At 40.1% G+C, this 14,028-nt stretch carries 10 protein-coding genes; 5 read left to right on the top strand and 5 right to left on the bottom strand.

The genetic code is table 11. The annotated features are described in order from the left end of the window. The 5 genes from ilvA (at window position 1) to CJ263_RS20685 (ending at window position 6,585) form a co-directional block, all read left to right on the top strand. On the top strand, window positions 1–1,251 hold the full coding sequence (ilvA, locus tag CJ263_RS20705; RefSeq protein ID WP_094999009.1) for a threonine ammonia-lyase IlvA: 1,251 nt from the start codon (window positions 1–3) through the stop codon (window positions 1,249–1,251). Between the two features lie 10 nt (window positions 1,252–1,261). After that, the gene (locus tag CJ263_RS20700; RefSeq protein WP_094999333.1) at window positions 1,262–2,851 is read left to right on the top strand and encodes an NADP-dependent glyceraldehyde-3-phosphate dehydrogenase; all 1,590 of its coding nucleotides are present in this window, start codon (window positions 1,262–1,264) and stop codon (window positions 2,849–2,851) included. A 135-nt stretch (window positions 2,852–2,986) separates the two neighbouring features. Continuing rightward, window positions 2,987–3,766, top strand: a complete 780-nt coding sequence (locus tag CJ263_RS20695) for a 3-keto-disaccharide hydrolase (protein ID WP_094999008.1) — start codon at window positions 2,987–2,989, stop codon at window positions 3,764–3,766. Window positions 3,767–4,025: 259 nt separating this feature from the next. Then, the gene (locus CJ263_RS20690) at window positions 4,026–5,225 is read left to right on the top strand and encodes an MFS transporter (RefSeq protein WP_094999007.1); all 1,200 of its coding nucleotides are present in this window, start codon (window positions 4,026–4,028) and stop codon (window positions 5,223–5,225) included. Window positions 5,226–5,322: 97 nt separating this feature from the next. Then, complete coding sequence (locus CJ263_RS20685; RefSeq protein WP_094999006.1) at window positions 5,323–6,585, top strand: serine hydrolase domain-containing protein; 1,263 nt, start codon at window positions 5,323–5,325, stop codon at window positions 6,583–6,585. Window positions 6,586–6,657: 72 nt separating this feature from the next. Here the strand turns inward: CJ263_RS20685 and leuB are convergent, their stop codons facing one another. The 5 genes from leuB to CJ263_RS20660 all read right to left on the bottom strand — a co-directional run bounded on the left by leuB (window position 6,658) and on the right by CJ263_RS20660 (window position 13,958). After that, window positions 6,658–7,713 carry a 3-isopropylmalate dehydrogenase gene (gene leuB / locus CJ263_RS20680; RefSeq protein ID WP_094999005.1) on the bottom strand — a complete coding sequence of 352 codons (1,056 nt, stop codon included), beginning with the start codon at window positions 7,711–7,713 and terminating at the stop codon, window positions 6,658–6,660. Window positions 7,714–7,737: 24 nt separating this feature from the next. Beyond that, complete coding sequence (locus CJ263_RS20675; protein ID WP_094999004.1) at window positions 7,738–9,249, bottom strand: alpha-isopropylmalate synthase regulatory domain-containing protein; 1,512 nt, start codon at window positions 9,247–9,249, stop codon at window positions 7,738–7,740. 20 nt (window positions 9,250–9,269) lie between these two features. Then, window positions 9,270–9,866: a 3-isopropylmalate dehydratase small subunit gene (gene leuD, locus CJ263_RS20670; RefSeq protein WP_094999003.1), complete on the bottom strand. Its 597-nt coding sequence runs from the start codon at window positions 9,864–9,866 to the stop codon at window positions 9,270–9,272. Between the two features lie 28 nt (window positions 9,867–9,894). After that, window positions 9,895–11,310: a 3-isopropylmalate dehydratase large subunit gene (gene leuC, locus CJ263_RS20665; RefSeq protein ID WP_094999002.1), complete on the bottom strand. Its 1,416-nt coding sequence runs from the start codon at window positions 11,308–11,310 to the stop codon at window positions 9,895–9,897. 107 nt (window positions 11,311–11,417) lie between these two features. Continuing rightward, window positions 11,418–13,958: a DUF559 domain-containing protein gene (locus CJ263_RS20660; RefSeq protein WP_094999001.1), complete on the bottom strand. Its 2,541-nt coding sequence runs from the start codon at window positions 13,956–13,958 to the stop codon at window positions 11,418–11,420. Window positions 13,959–14,028: the final 70 nt, after the last annotated feature.

Genomic DNA, 14,028 nt, shown 5'->3' with positions numbered 1-14,028 from the left:
ATGGAGTATTTTCCCAAGGTAGAGGATATAAAAAAAGCGGCGTTGACCATTCGGCAAGTATCGGAGGTAACGCCGCTTGCTACTAGCATACGTCTTTCCAAACAGTATGGTGCCAATATACTTTTAAAAAGGGAAGATTTACAACGCGTACGATCTTACAAGATTAGGGGAGCTTTTAATAAGATACACTCCCTTTCCTTGGAAGAAAGAAAACATGGTGTAGTGTGTGCAAGTGCAGGAAATCATGCGCAAGGTGTAGCCTTTGCCTGCAAGCATTTAAAAATTGAGGCCACAATTTACATGCCCGCCGTTACTCCAAAACAGAAGGTGGAACAAACCAAAATGTTTGGGGAAGAATGGGTAACCGTTGTCTTGGAAGGAGATACCTTCGATGATTCCTTTAATGCCGCCATGACATACTGTATTGAAGGTAAAAAGACCTTTATACATCCTTTCGATGACCCCAAGGTTATAGAAGGCCAAGGAACCGTGGGTTTGGAATTGTTGGAACAAGCTGATGAGCCCATTGACTATATTTTCGTGGCCATTGGAGGAGGGGGATTGGCATCGGGACTTTCTGCCGTTTTCAAGTCGCTGTCTCCCAAAACCAAGATTATAGGTGTGGAACCCTTTGGAGCTCCTTCCATGAAAACATCCATGGAAAATAATAGGAATACTGAGCTTTCCGATATCGATAAATTCATAGATGGGGCCGCGGTTAAGAAGGTAGGGGATTTAACATTTGCGATTTGCAGGAAGAATCTTCACGATATCATAACAGTACATGAAGGAAAGGTATGCCAAGCTATATTAGATTTGTATAACAGGGATGCGATAGTGGTAGAACCTGCCGGGGCTTTGAGTATTTCCGCTTTGGATAGCTATAAAGAAGAAATTAAGGGCAAAAATGTAGTATGTATTGTTAGTGGCAGTAACAATGATATTACAAGGACTGCAGAAATAAAGGAGCGGGCCCTTTTATATGGAAAATTAAAACACTATTTTATCGTAAGATTTCCGCAACGACCAGGAGCACTTAAACAATTTGTGGCCGAAATTTTAGGCCCAACGGACGATATTACACATTTTGAGTACTCCAAAAAATCGAGCAAGGAAAATGCACCCGCCGTCGTGGGAATCGAACTAAAAAACCCTGAAGACTTGCAGCCTTTAATGGATAGGATGAAGGCCAATAATTTTTTCGGGGATTATATTAATGACAAACCGGATTTATTTCAATATTTGGTATAAAATTTCAACAATGATTAAAAAAACCGACATACCCAAGGAATTTGCAATAGACAAACAAATTCACCAAACAACCTATTTGGTAGGTGGAAAATTAAAAGAATGGAAAGGGGAAACTACCGATGTTTATTCCACCATTTCTTCATCGGATGAGTATAAACCTACACTACTAGGTAGCGTTCCGGATTTACAGGAAGCTGAGGCTTTGGAGGCCTTGGATTCGGCATTGAACGCCTATGACAGAGGTCAGGGGGTCTGGCCTACAATGCATGTAAGGGACCGTATCATCTGTATGGAGAATTTTGTAAAACAGATGAAGACCAAGAGGGATGTTGTTGTAAAATATCTCATGTGGGAAATTGGAAAATCCTTACCGGATTCCCAAAAGGAGTTTGATAGAACAGTGGAGTACGTAGAGGATACCATAGAGGATTATAAGAATTTGGACCGGAATGCGGCGAAGTTCCAAAAACATGATGGGGTTTATGCACACATTAAAAGAGGACCTTTGGGTGTGGTACTTTGTTTGGGACCCTATAACTATCCTTTGAACGAGACTTTTGCCCTCTTGATTCCTGCCATCATCATGGGAAACACTACCATTTTTAAACCCGCAAAGCACGGTGTATTACTTATTACACCTCTGCTGGAAGCCTTTCAAACAGCCTTTCCAAAAGGCGTGGTCAACATTATTTTTGGACGGGGTAGAACGGTTGCTGCACCCATTATGAAAACGGGAAAGGTTGACGTATTGGCCTTGATTGGAAATAGTAAATCTGCCAATGCCTTACAGGATCAACACCCTAAAAGTAATCGATTACGTTTGGTATTGGGGCTAGAGGCCAAAAACCCAGCCATTATATTGCCGGATGCGGATATGGACCTTACCATAAACGAGTGCTTGACAGGTACGCTATCTTTTAATGGTCAGCGTTGCACGGCTTTAAAAGTTATCTATGTTCACGATGAAGTGCGGGAAACTTTCTTAAAAAAGTTTGCTGATGAGGTAGATAAATTAAAGTTTGGAAATCCTTGGGAAGAAGGTGTTAAATTGACTCCACTGCCAGAACCTGGAAAGCCCGCATATATACAGGAACTTATTGATGATGCGGTTTCCAAGGGGGCCAAGATTTTAAATAAAAAAGGGGGTAAACATTTTGACAACTATATATGGCCAGCGGTATTATATCCAGTAACCAAGGATATGAGAGTATACCAAGAGGAACAATTTGGTCCGATTATACCCGTGCTATCTTTTTCAAATATTGAGGAACCTTTAGATGATATGGCGGAAAGCAATTATGGCCAACAGGTAAGTCTTTTTGGGAAGGATGTTTATACATTATCTCCGTTGATCGATACTTTGGTGAACCTCGTTTGTCGTGTTAATCTAAACAGTTCTTGCCAACGTGGTCCTGATGTGTATCCGTTTACGGGTAGAAAGGATTCTGCACAAGCCACTTTAAGTGTTCATGATGCCTTACGATCATTCTCTATTAGAACCTTTGTTGCCTTCAAGGATAACGATTTAAATACGGAAACCGTTCAGCAATTATTAGAAGCCAAGGTCTCCAATTTTGTAAGTACGGATTATATATTATAAGGTTAATTTTCAGATAGTCAATACTATAAACCCTATACTTTAATTATTTAGTTGAATTTTCACGAGTTTGGGACAGTTAAATGTGATAGTAAAATTTGAGGCAACTTATAAGAAGATGATTTAAAATGTAAAAAGATGAGGAGTAAATGGTGCACAGTAATTACAATTATCTTTTTTGTAAGTTGCTCCAGTGTTCAAAAAAAGGAAGGGGTATGGGTTTCTATCTTTAACGGTAAAGATTTGGAAGGATGGTCACCAAAGTTTACAGGTGAGAAATACGGGGTGAATTATCTTAATACCTTTCGAGTAAAAGATGGTAAATTAGTAGTTAGCTATGACGGTTACGACACTTTTGATAATAAATTTGGGCATATTTTCTATAAGGAAAAACTTTCTCAATTCAAACTACGTTTAGAGTATCGATTTATTGGAGAGAAAGTAACTGGCGCACCCTCTTGGGCTTTCAAAAACAGTGGTATTAAATATCATTCCCTACATCCCTCCAAATTACCGTTGGGTCAAGTGTTATTAGTGGCACCTGAAGCCCAAATTTTAGGCGGTGATGGAAAAATGGAACGTTTTACTGGAAACGTATGCACAGCTGGAACGCATATTGAAATGAACAATCGCTTAGTCACGGAGCATTGCACGAATTCAAATTACCCGGCAATTAATGATACTGCTTGGGTGAAAATGGAATTGGAAGTACATGGTAGCAAATTAATTACCCATAAAATTAATGGTAAGAAGGTTTTGGAATATAGTGCCGCCCAGTATGATGACTCAGATGAATTTGCCAAGGAACTTATTAAAAATGGTTACCCAAAAATTCTAAGTGAAGGCTATGTAGCACTTCAGGCAGAAGGACATCCTATAGAATTCAAAAATATTGAATTAATGAAATTGGATGATTAACGTTTAATTGTTCTTTGTTCTCTTCGGAAAGTGCTGTTATCCGTCTTTATTGTAAGCCAAATTATTTAGCTCCTAAAAACAGATTTCGATTTTGCACAAAATTGAAATTATATGCCATTTTATCAATACTTAACAAAATACTAACAATTTAGGTTAATATTGAATATAAATAGGATAATGCTGTGATACTAAGTACTAAACAAGTTCGTTAACTTTGCCCCAAAATTCTTGGGTAGTTACCCAGTGTTATTTATAAAGAATGAATATTAATCCATCGAACAAAAAAGCATTGTTTGCCTTGGCCATTGGAGGATTTGGTATTGGTCTGACGGAGTTCGTTATTATGGGCATATTGACCGAAGTGTCTAATTCTTTGGGAATAACAATTTCCGAAGCCGGACATTTTATAGCGTCTTATGCCTTTGGTGTTGTTGTTGGAGCTCCCTTGCTAACTAGCCTTGGTTCCAAACTATCACCAAAACGGATGTTGTTCCTATTGATGATTTGGTTCACCTTGTTCAATTCCTTGTCCGGTTTGGCCACTAACTATGGTACATTACTGGTTTTACGCTTCTTGTCCGGTATTCCCCATGGAGCATTTTTTGGTATTGGAGCAGTGGTGGCCATGAAATTGGCAAGAGAAGGTAAATCTGCGCAAGGTATCGCCATTATGTTTTCCGGTTTAACGGTGGCCAACGTCATTGGTGTTCCCGTAGGGACATATATTGGTCAAGAGTTCGGTTGGAGTACTTCTTTCTTTTTGGTTGGCATTGTTGGGGTATTGACCTTAACTACGCTTCAGCTTTGGATGCCCAGAATGGAAGCGACTACCGGTAGTCCCAAAGTAAAATTGTCTGATGCTCTTAGAAATAAACAACTATGGGCCATGATTGCTTTGACCACCATTGGCACGGGAGGCTTTTTTGCTTGGTATAGTTATATAGCGCCATTGATAAAGGATGTGGCCGGGTTGGAAGATCATTTTGTGGGATATGCCATGATGCTTGCCGGTTTAGGGATGGTATTTGGGAATTTTGTAGGCGCAAAGATGGCAGAAATATTTTCTCCTTTAAGAGCAGTAATAATAAGTCTTTCCGTTATGTCGGTGGTCTTGGTTATAAATATGTTTATAGCCACTAATCCCTACCTACTTATGGTATTTACTTTCTTAATAGGGGCCATTGCATTTACAGTTTCTACCCCCATTCAAATGGCCATTATAAATACAGCAAAAGGATCCGAAATGTTGGGTTCTTCCATGAACCAAAGTGCTTTTAATATGGGTAACGCTTCTGGTGCCTATTTAGCTGGTTTACCCATGGCTTTTGGTTTTGAGGTGGTGTATTCTAGTTTGGTAGGTGGTATTTTGGCTGCTTGCGGGGTTATATTGGCCATTGCAATCTATTTATACCGAAAACAAAAGGAAGGAAAATCTAAGAAAGTAGCGTTAAGTTCCTAATTGACAACTCAATATAGTGCTTTCACAACTTTATGGTTTTTGTCGTAATTAATTTCTAATTTGTACGTTAGAAATTATACTTAAATCATTCTTTAAAGTGCAACGTTTAAAACTCATTTTAGGTGCCTTTTTATTGGTGCTTATTCTTTTTACTTTTTCTGCAGCGACTATAGACATTAGATCAGAGGAAGTTTCCAAAGTCAACTTTCCGAATCAACTGGCCATTCAAAAGGAGGCTAAAATCTATGCTTCCAGAAAAAAAGCGTTGGAAATAGCTGTTAATGAATACTTTGTTCAGGCTTTAAAGTCGGGAGAACTCGTTGGAGCCGGAGTAAGTATCGTTAAAGGTGATTCCATTTTATTGGCGGAAGGTTATGGTAAACGTAATAGTAAAAAGGACATTCTGGTAGATGGAGAGACGATATTCCGGCTGGGTTCACTGTCTAAAGGTTTTACCGGTGTTCTAGCGGCAAAATTAGTGGAAGAAGGCACTTTTGACTTCATGGATAAAGTCGCAGATTACCTTCCCCAGTTTGCTTTTGGAGATAGCGACAACACAAAAAAGATAAAAATAGCGCACATACTATCGCACACCTCTGGTACACCATATCACAGCTATACTAACTTGGTCGAAGCCGGGTTGTCCATGGGCAAGATTGCCGAACAATTTAAACATGTAGAGCCTTTAAGCGAGCCCGGTGTACAATATAGTTATCAAAATGCCATGTTTGCCTTGAGCCAAGAAGTCATGTTGCAGGCGACTGGAGAGGATATCAGTTCTTTGTTGATGGACCGGTTTTTCAAGCCCTTGGGTATGTCCAATACTATGATGGACCATCACTCATTTATAGAAAATAAAAATATTGCTGAACCCCATTCGAAAAATGGAAACAACTGGCGCGTTTTAGCATTAAAAAATAATTATTATAACGCTGTAGCCGCTGGAGGAATCGACGCTAGTTCAATAGATATGGCCAAATGGATGCGGTTTTTGTTGGGGCATAATTCTGCTGTTATGACAAAAAATACCTTGGAAAAAGCTTTTGAGCCTTTTATCGAATTGAACGAGAACAATAAGTATTATCAACGTTGGGAAGGACATTTAAAATCAGCTTATGCTTTTGGATGGAGAGTCCACACAATGAAGAATGAAACAACCAATAAAGAGGAAACCATAGTACATCACGGCGGAAGTGTTAATAGTTATAGAAATGAAATTGCACTTTTCCCTGATTCAGATTTGGGTATTTGTGTGTTAATGAACAACAATTCCCGATTGGCAAGGACGGTTATACCAGAACTAAGGGAAATTGTTAAACATATATACGAATTATCACCAGATGCTTTGGCGAGCTTATAATTCCATTATTATCAAAAGAAAACCCTCAATATTTCAATATTGAGGGTTTTATGTTTTATTAAAGTGAATTGATTAGATGTTTTTGGCCAGCCAATCTCCAACTTCACTGGTTTTATAGGATTTACCACCTTCTGCTAAATCTTCGGTCACGATTCCTTCAGCAAGTGATTTATTTACAACCCTTCTTATTTCTTCTGCTTCCTTGGTCAACTCCAAATCCTCAAACAACATTGCTGCGGACAAAACAGTCGCCAAGGGGTTGGCAATATCTTTACCAGCGGCTTGCGGATAGGAACCGTGGATAGGCTCGTACAATGAAACTTTGCTACCTACGGAAGAAGACGGCATTAATCCCATTGATCCAGAAATTACGGAAGCTTCATCGGTTAAAATGTCCCCAAAAAGATTGGCGGTAATGATGACATCATATCCTTTGGGCCATTGGATTAAGCGCATGGCAGTGGCATCCACAAATTCATAGGAAACAGTTACTTCGGGAAACTCCTTTTCCATGGCCTGTACGGTCTCCCTCCATAAACGGGAAGATTCCAAAACATTGGCCTTGTCCACACAACATAATTTTTTGGAACGTTTCATGGCCATTTCAAATCCTTTTCGGGCAAGACGCTCAATTTCGAATCTTTGATAGGTCATTGTATCAAAAGCGGTATTGTTATCGTCTTTTCTTCCTCTTTCCCCAAAATAGACACCTCCAGTCAATTCACGCAGAATTATTAAATCGGTTCCTTCTATTCTGTCCCTTTTCAAAGGAGATTTATCAATTAGGGATGGAAAGGTAAATGTGGGCCTAACGTTGGCGAACAAACCCAGTTTTTGCCGCATTTTTAAAAGACCTTGCTCCGGACGTACTTTGGCGGAAGGATCATTATCAAATCGTGGATGACCAATTGCACCAAACAGTACCGCATCCGAACTAGCACAGATTTCGTGAGTTTCATCTGGATAGGGCTCGCCAACCGCATCTATGGCAGCTGCACCGGTCAGTGCAGGTTTCCACGATATTTCGTGATTATACTTATTTGCAATGGCATCGCATACTTTTACAGCTTGATCTACAACTTCTGGGCCTATTCCATCTCCGGCTAATAGCGCTATGTTTAGTTTCATTATAGTAATTTTCTATTCTATTGATTAAATTATATTTAGCATTTTCTCTGTGGCTTTAATAGCAGATACTGTTTGGTCGGAATCCAATCCGCGAGAGGTAAACTCCTTGCCATTTATGTCCCACGTTATTACGGTTTCACATAAAGCGTCTGAAGCACTACCTGGTGGTATTCTAACGGCATAATCGGTCAGGCGAGGCAAAACAAGATTTTGCGATGCATAAATTTTTCTCAAGGCATTCATAAAAGCATCATATTGACCGTCTCCAGAGGCATTTTCTTCAAAAATTTTACCGTCAATTTCCAACGAAAGCGTGGTAGAGGGTTTTAGTCCTTTAGCATGGGTCAATACATAGGACTTCACAAAAACTTTTTGTTGAAAGTCCGTATCGAGTACATCGGAAATGATATAGGGTAAATCATCTTTGGTTACCCTTTCCTTCTTATCGCCTAGTTCAATAATCCTTGCGGTTACTTTCTTAAGTTCATCTTCGTTAAGTGTTAAACCAAGCTCCTGAAGGTTTTTTTGAATATTCGCCTTTCCGGACATTTTCCCCAAGGCATATTTACGTTTCCTTCCAAAACGTTCCGGCATTAAGTCGCTGAAATATAGATTTTTTTTACTGTCCCCATCCGCATGAATTCCAGCGGTTTGTGTAAAAACATTTTCCCCGACTATAGGTTTATTGGAAGGAATACTAATACCTGTAAAGGCAGATACTAATTTACTGACCTTATAAAGCGCCTTTTCGTTTAGGTTAATATCTATATCAGGCAGAAAATCATTGATAACTGCAATTGCACTGGCCATAGGTGCATTTCCGGCACGTTCACCCATACCGTTTATGGTCAAGTGTAGCCCATGGCATCCAGCCTTAATAGCTTCCATAACATTTGCCACTCCTAAATCATAGTCGTTATGACCATGAAAATCTATATGAAGTTTAGGATATTTTTTTACGATTTCGGAAATAAAATCAAAAGTCTCCTTATACGTTAGTACCCCCAAGGTATCTGGCAAAAGAACGCGTTTAACGGGTTGAGTCGTTAGAAAATCTAAAAACTCAAAAACATACTCCTTAGAATTTCGCATACCGTTGCTCCAGTCCTCCAGATAAATATTATTGATAATACCTCTTTCTGATGCAGCCTTAAAAATCTCTGCGATTTCGTTAAAATGTTGTTCCGGTGTTTTTTTTAACTGATGTGTTAGGTGGTTTAAAGAACCCTTTGTCAATAAGTTCTGTGAAATGGCACCAGCCTTTTCCATCCAGTCTAAGGAAATGCCTCCATCAACAAAGGTTAGAACCTCTACTTTGTCCAAGTATTCATTAGCCTTAGCCCATTCCGTAATTTGCTGAACCGCTTGAAGTTCTCCCTCAGATACCCGGGCCGATGCCACCTCAATACGGTCGACCTTCAGTTCTTCAAGAAGGAGTTTGGCCAAAGTAAGCTTTTCGGATGCTGAAAAGGATACTCCAGAGGTTTGTTCACCATCCCTTAGGGTGGTATCCATAATTTCCAACTTTCTTTTCATCCTTGTTTTCTGGAGTATAATTAAAGAGGAGTCTTAGCGGCGAAGGTCTCTATTTTATCCTTGATATTCAACAAGTAATCGATATCGTCGAAACCGTTGGTCATGTTATTTTTCTTGTATTCGTTAATGTCAAAGCTTTCGCTTTCTCCCGTAGATAACAAAGTGATTTTTTGCTCCGGTAAACTAACCTCTAATTGAGTTTTTGGGTCAGCCTCAATGGCGTCAAATATTTTTTGCAAGAACTCCGCACTTACCTGAACAGGCAGCACACCAATATTTAAACAGTTATTTCTGAAGATATCTGCAAAGAAACTGGAAACTACACAACGAAATCCGTAATCATATACGGCCCATGCGGCGTGCTCACGAGACGATCCCGAGCCAAAGTTTTTACCTCCTACCAATATTTTGCCACTGTAAGTGGGGTCGTTCAGCACAAAATCTTTTTTAGGGCTATCGTCCTGATTGTATCTCCAATCCCTGAAAAGGTTGTCTCCAAAGCCTTTTCTTTCCGTCGCTTTTAAGAATCGGGCTGGAATAATTTGGTCCGTATCCACATTTTCTATGGGTAACGGAACTGCTGTTGATGTTAATATATTGAATTTATCGTAAGCCATTTTGTTTTGTCTAAGTTTTGTTTCTTAATTAAGCGGTTTCCAATTCCATAAGTTCTCTTGGATCGGTTACTTTTCCAGTAACCGCTGCTGCTGCTGCTACCAGCGGACTTGCAAGAATGGTTCTGGCCCCTGGGCCTTGTCTACCTTCAAAATTCCTGTTGGAGGTACTCACGGCCAATTTTCCTGCAGGAATTTTATCCTCGTTCATTGCCAAACATGCAGAACATCCAGGTTCTCTCAGTTCAAATCCGGATTCTGTTAGGATGTCCAATAGTCCTTCTTCCTTAATTGCAGCTTCTACCTTATGAGATCCTGGAACCAACCAAGCGGTGACATTATCCGCTTTTTTTCTACCCTTGACCAAAGAAGTGAAAGCCCTAAAATCCTCAATTCGCCCATTGGTACAGCTTCCAAGGAAAACATAATCGATGGTTTTTCCCATCATACTTTCGCCTTCATTGAAATTCATGTATTCCAATGACTTTTTATAGCTGCTGGCTCCACCTTGGGTAGCCGTGGCCAATGGAATGTCTTTTGAGATTCCCATTCCCATACCTGGATTGGTTCCATAGGTTATCATTGGTTCTATCAGTGCCCCATCAAAGGTCAATTCCTTGTCAAAGATGGCATCTTTATCCGTGTAAAGGGTTTCCCAGTAGGCCATTGCCTTATCCCAATCATCGCCTGTAGGAGTAAATTCGCGTCCTTTTATGTATTCAAAAGTTTTTTCATCCGGAGCAATCATACCACCACGTGCACCCATTTCTATACTAAGGTTACACACGGTCATTCTTCCTTCCATACTCATATTTCGGAAGATATCCCCTGCATATTCCACAAAATAACCAGTGGCTCCTGAGGTCGTTAATTGACTAATTATAAACAATGCGACATCTTTTGGAGTCACCCCTCTACTAAGTTCACCGTTTATATTGATACGCATTCTTTTCGGTTTGGGCTGCATGATACACTGGGTGGCCAAAACCATCTCCACCTCAGATGTGCCAATACCAAAGGCAATAGCGCCAAAGGCCCCATGGGTAGATGTATGTGAATCTCCACAAACAATGGTGGCTCCGGGTTGTGTAATTCCGTATTCCGGTCCAACAACGTGAACAATTCCATTTTTTTCATGGCCCAATCCCCAATAGGAAATACCGTGTTCATTGGCATTTTCCTCCAACATTTTTAATTGATTGGCAGAAAGAGGGTCTTCTACAGGAAGATGCTGGTTGATTGTTGGGGTATTGTGATCCGCTGTTGCAAAAGTTCTTTCATTATATAAAACACCGATACCCCTATTTTTTAGGCCTAAAAAGGCTACAGGGCTCGTTACTTCATGAATCATATGACGGTCGATGAACAGGACATCCGGACCATTCTCAATTTTATGTACTACGTGGGAATCCCACACCTTATCAAATAACGTTTTTGTTGCGCTCATAATCTTTATAATGTAAGAATGTAAAAGTATTAAAAACAAGGATTTTTAAGAAACGAGCACGTGTTTAAATTACGATGTTCAAAACTTGAATCTGTTAAAAATGACAATCAACTAATATAGTTCCAGATATTTTTAAATTTGACCAGTTGTGCGTAAAAATGCCTAATTACAAGATTCTCCGGTTTTTCTAAGGAAGGGTCGTCCTTTAATAGCTGCATGGCATAATATCTGGCGGACTTTAAAATAGAATTATCCTTTACAATATCTGCAATTTTTAAGTTTAACATACCACTTTGTTGGGTTCCCATGATATCTCCAGGGCCACGGAGTTTTAAATCCACTTCAGCAATCTCAAACCCATCATTGGTTTGTACCATCGTTTCCAATCGGGTTTTGGCTTCGGAGCTTAGCTTGTAGCTCGTCATTAGAATACAAAAACTTTGGTCGGCTCCTCTACCCACTCTACCACGTAATTGATGCAGCTGCGAAAGCCCAAACCGTTCTGCGCTTTCTATAATCATGACCGAGGCATTGGGAACATTTACGCCGACTTCAATCACCGTGGTAGCGACCATAATTTGGGTTTCTCCTTTTACAAAGCGCTCCATTTCGTAATCCTTATCCTCAGGTTTCATTTGCCCATGGACTATGGAAATTTGATAATCGGGTTGTGGAAAATCACGAACAATACTCTCATACCCATCCATCAAGTCCTTATAATCCAATGCTTCGGATTCTTGAATTAAAGGATAGACGACATACACTTGTCGTCCTTTTCCAATTTCATCCCTAATGAACTGGAACACTTTTAAACGGTTAGAATCATATCGGTGTACCGTTTTTACGGGTTTTCTTCCCGGCGGCAATTCATCAATGACCGAAATATCCAAATCCCCGTAAAGGCTCATGGCCAGGGTTCGTGGAATGGGGGTTGCCGTCATGACTAGAATATGGGGTGGGGGAGCCCCTCCGACCTCCCCGGAGGGGAGGCTTTCCAGAACTGTCCCAATTTTAGATATCACCGAGTCGATATTCCCGATTACTTCTTCATTTGTAAATCGTATTACCTTATATCCAAAATCATTGAGAATTTGGGCCCTCATTGTATCGGCTTCCTGCTCGGACGCATCATCATGGTATTTTCCGTCAACTTCAATAACTAACTTTTTGGAAATACAAACAAAGTCTACAATGAACATATCTATGATATGTTGTCTTCTAAACTTATCGCCTAGTTTCTTTGTTTTTAATGACTCCCATAGAATTTGCTCGGCTTCCGTGGTATGTTTTTTTCTGTCTTTTTGTAGTTCCTTCAACAAATTATAAGTTGAAGGTCTGGCGGTTTGATATTGAGCATGGATTTCATTCACCCTCCCTTTGGGAGGGGTTAGGGGTGGGCTTCCCTTATGCCACAACTTGGAACGTTGCGCTACACCAAATCGATGCTGTTCATCAATTATCGCCAAACCTAGGTTTTTGAATACTACTTTATCCTCCAGCACGGCATGGGTCCCGATAAGAATATGGAGCTCTCCATTTTCCAGTTGTTCATGGATAGGTTTTCGGACGGATTTCTTGACCGAGCCGGTCAAAAGCTTGCAGGTTACTGCGGTTCCTGCTAACAATTCCTTGATTCCGTTGTAATGTTGATTGGCCAGGATTTCCGTAGGAGCTACCAAGCACGCTTGAAAACCATTATCTATGGCCAACAACATGGTCATAACCGCTACAATGGTTTTTCCAGAACCTACATCGCCCTGTAATAATCGGTTCATTTGGGCATTGCTACCTAAATCGGCCCTTATTTCTCGGATGACCCTTTTCTGGGCATCAGTGAGTTCAAAAGGCAAATGATTGGCATAAAAATCATTGAACAAGGTTCCTACTTGATCAAAGTTGAATCCTTTGATTTTCTGCTTGTGGAGCATGTTTTTGGCAATCAGTTGTAGTTGCAGGTAAAAAAGCTCCTCGAATTTCAACCGGAATTGGGCTTTTGCCAATAATTCTTGATTTTTTGGAAAATGAATATTAAAAAGTGCCTCGCTCTTCGGAATCAGTTTTAATTCATATAAAATTTTATCGGATAAGGTTTCTGAAAATTTTCCCTTTGTTTCCACAAAAAGCTGCTGTACCAGTTTGCCCAACACACGATTGGTAATGCCCTTATTGCTTAATTTTTCGGTTGAAGGATATACCGGTTGCATGTGAATTCTAAGACTCTTTTCGTGTTCTGAAAGAAGCTCCATCTCCGGATGAGGCATAGAAAACATGCCGTTGAACCAGTTGCACTTGCCAAAAATCACATATGGTGTATTCAGCTTTAGATTTTCCCTGATCCATTTTTGCCCCCGGAACCAAACCAGCTCTATTTCGCCCGTATCGTCTACGAATTTGGCTACCAATCTTTTGCCCCGTTTTTGCTCTACCGTTTTGATATGGACAATTTTTCCCACAATCTGAACCTCCGCATTACTTTTTTGGAGTTGGCCTATTTTGTAATACTGGGTCTTGTCTATATATCTATTGGGAAAGAGGTTCAATAAATCTTGGTAAACCTGAATACTTAATTCGGACTGTAAGGTTTCCGCCCTGTTGGGGCCTACACCTTTAAGATACACAATGGGCGTTTGAAGGAATCCGGCATTCATCCGACTAAATTAGGGCTTACCATCTGTAACTGCAATACAGGAAAAGCCTTATTTTGGTCCAAGAATTAAT

The sequence above is a fragment of the Maribacter cobaltidurans genome (genome assembly GCF_002269385.1).
GTDB lineage: Bacteria > Bacteroidota > Bacteroidia > Flavobacteriales > Flavobacteriaceae > Maribacter > Maribacter cobaltidurans.
Note: the sequence above shows the minus strand (reverse complement) of the source record. Positions and strands in the feature narration are given on the sequence as shown.

Coding starts and splice junctions, on each gene's coding strand:
- ilvA (WP_094999009.1), top strand. CDS start 1: ATGGAGTATTTTCCCAAGGTAGAGGATATAAAAAAAGCGGCGTTGACC.
- CJ263_RS20700 (WP_094999333.1), top strand. CDS start 1,262: ATGATTAAAAAAACCGACATACCCAAGGAATTTGCAATAGACAAACAA.
- CJ263_RS20695 (WP_094999008.1), top strand. CDS start 2,987: ATGAGGAGTAAATGGTGCACAGTAATTACAATTATCTTTTTTGTAAGT.
- CJ263_RS20690 (WP_094999007.1), top strand. CDS start 4,026: ATGAATATTAATCCATCGAACAAAAAAGCATTGTTTGCCTTGGCCATT.
- leuB (WP_094999005.1), bottom strand. CDS start 7,713: ATGAAACTAAACATAGCGCTATTAGCCGGAGATGGAATAGGCCCAGAA.
- CJ263_RS20675 (WP_094999004.1), bottom strand. CDS start 9,249: ATGAAAAGAAAGTTGGAAATTATGGATACCACCCTAAGGGATGGTGAA.
- leuD (WP_094999003.1), bottom strand. CDS start 9,866: ATGGCTTACGATAAATTCAATATATTAACATCAACAGCAGTTCCGTTA.
- leuC (WP_094999002.1), bottom strand. CDS start 11,310: ATGAGCGCAACAAAAACGTTATTTGATAAGGTGTGGGATTCCCACGTA.
- CJ263_RS20660 (WP_094999001.1), bottom strand. CDS start 13,958: ATGAATGCCGGATTCCTTCAAACGCCCATTGTGTATCTTAAAGGTGTA.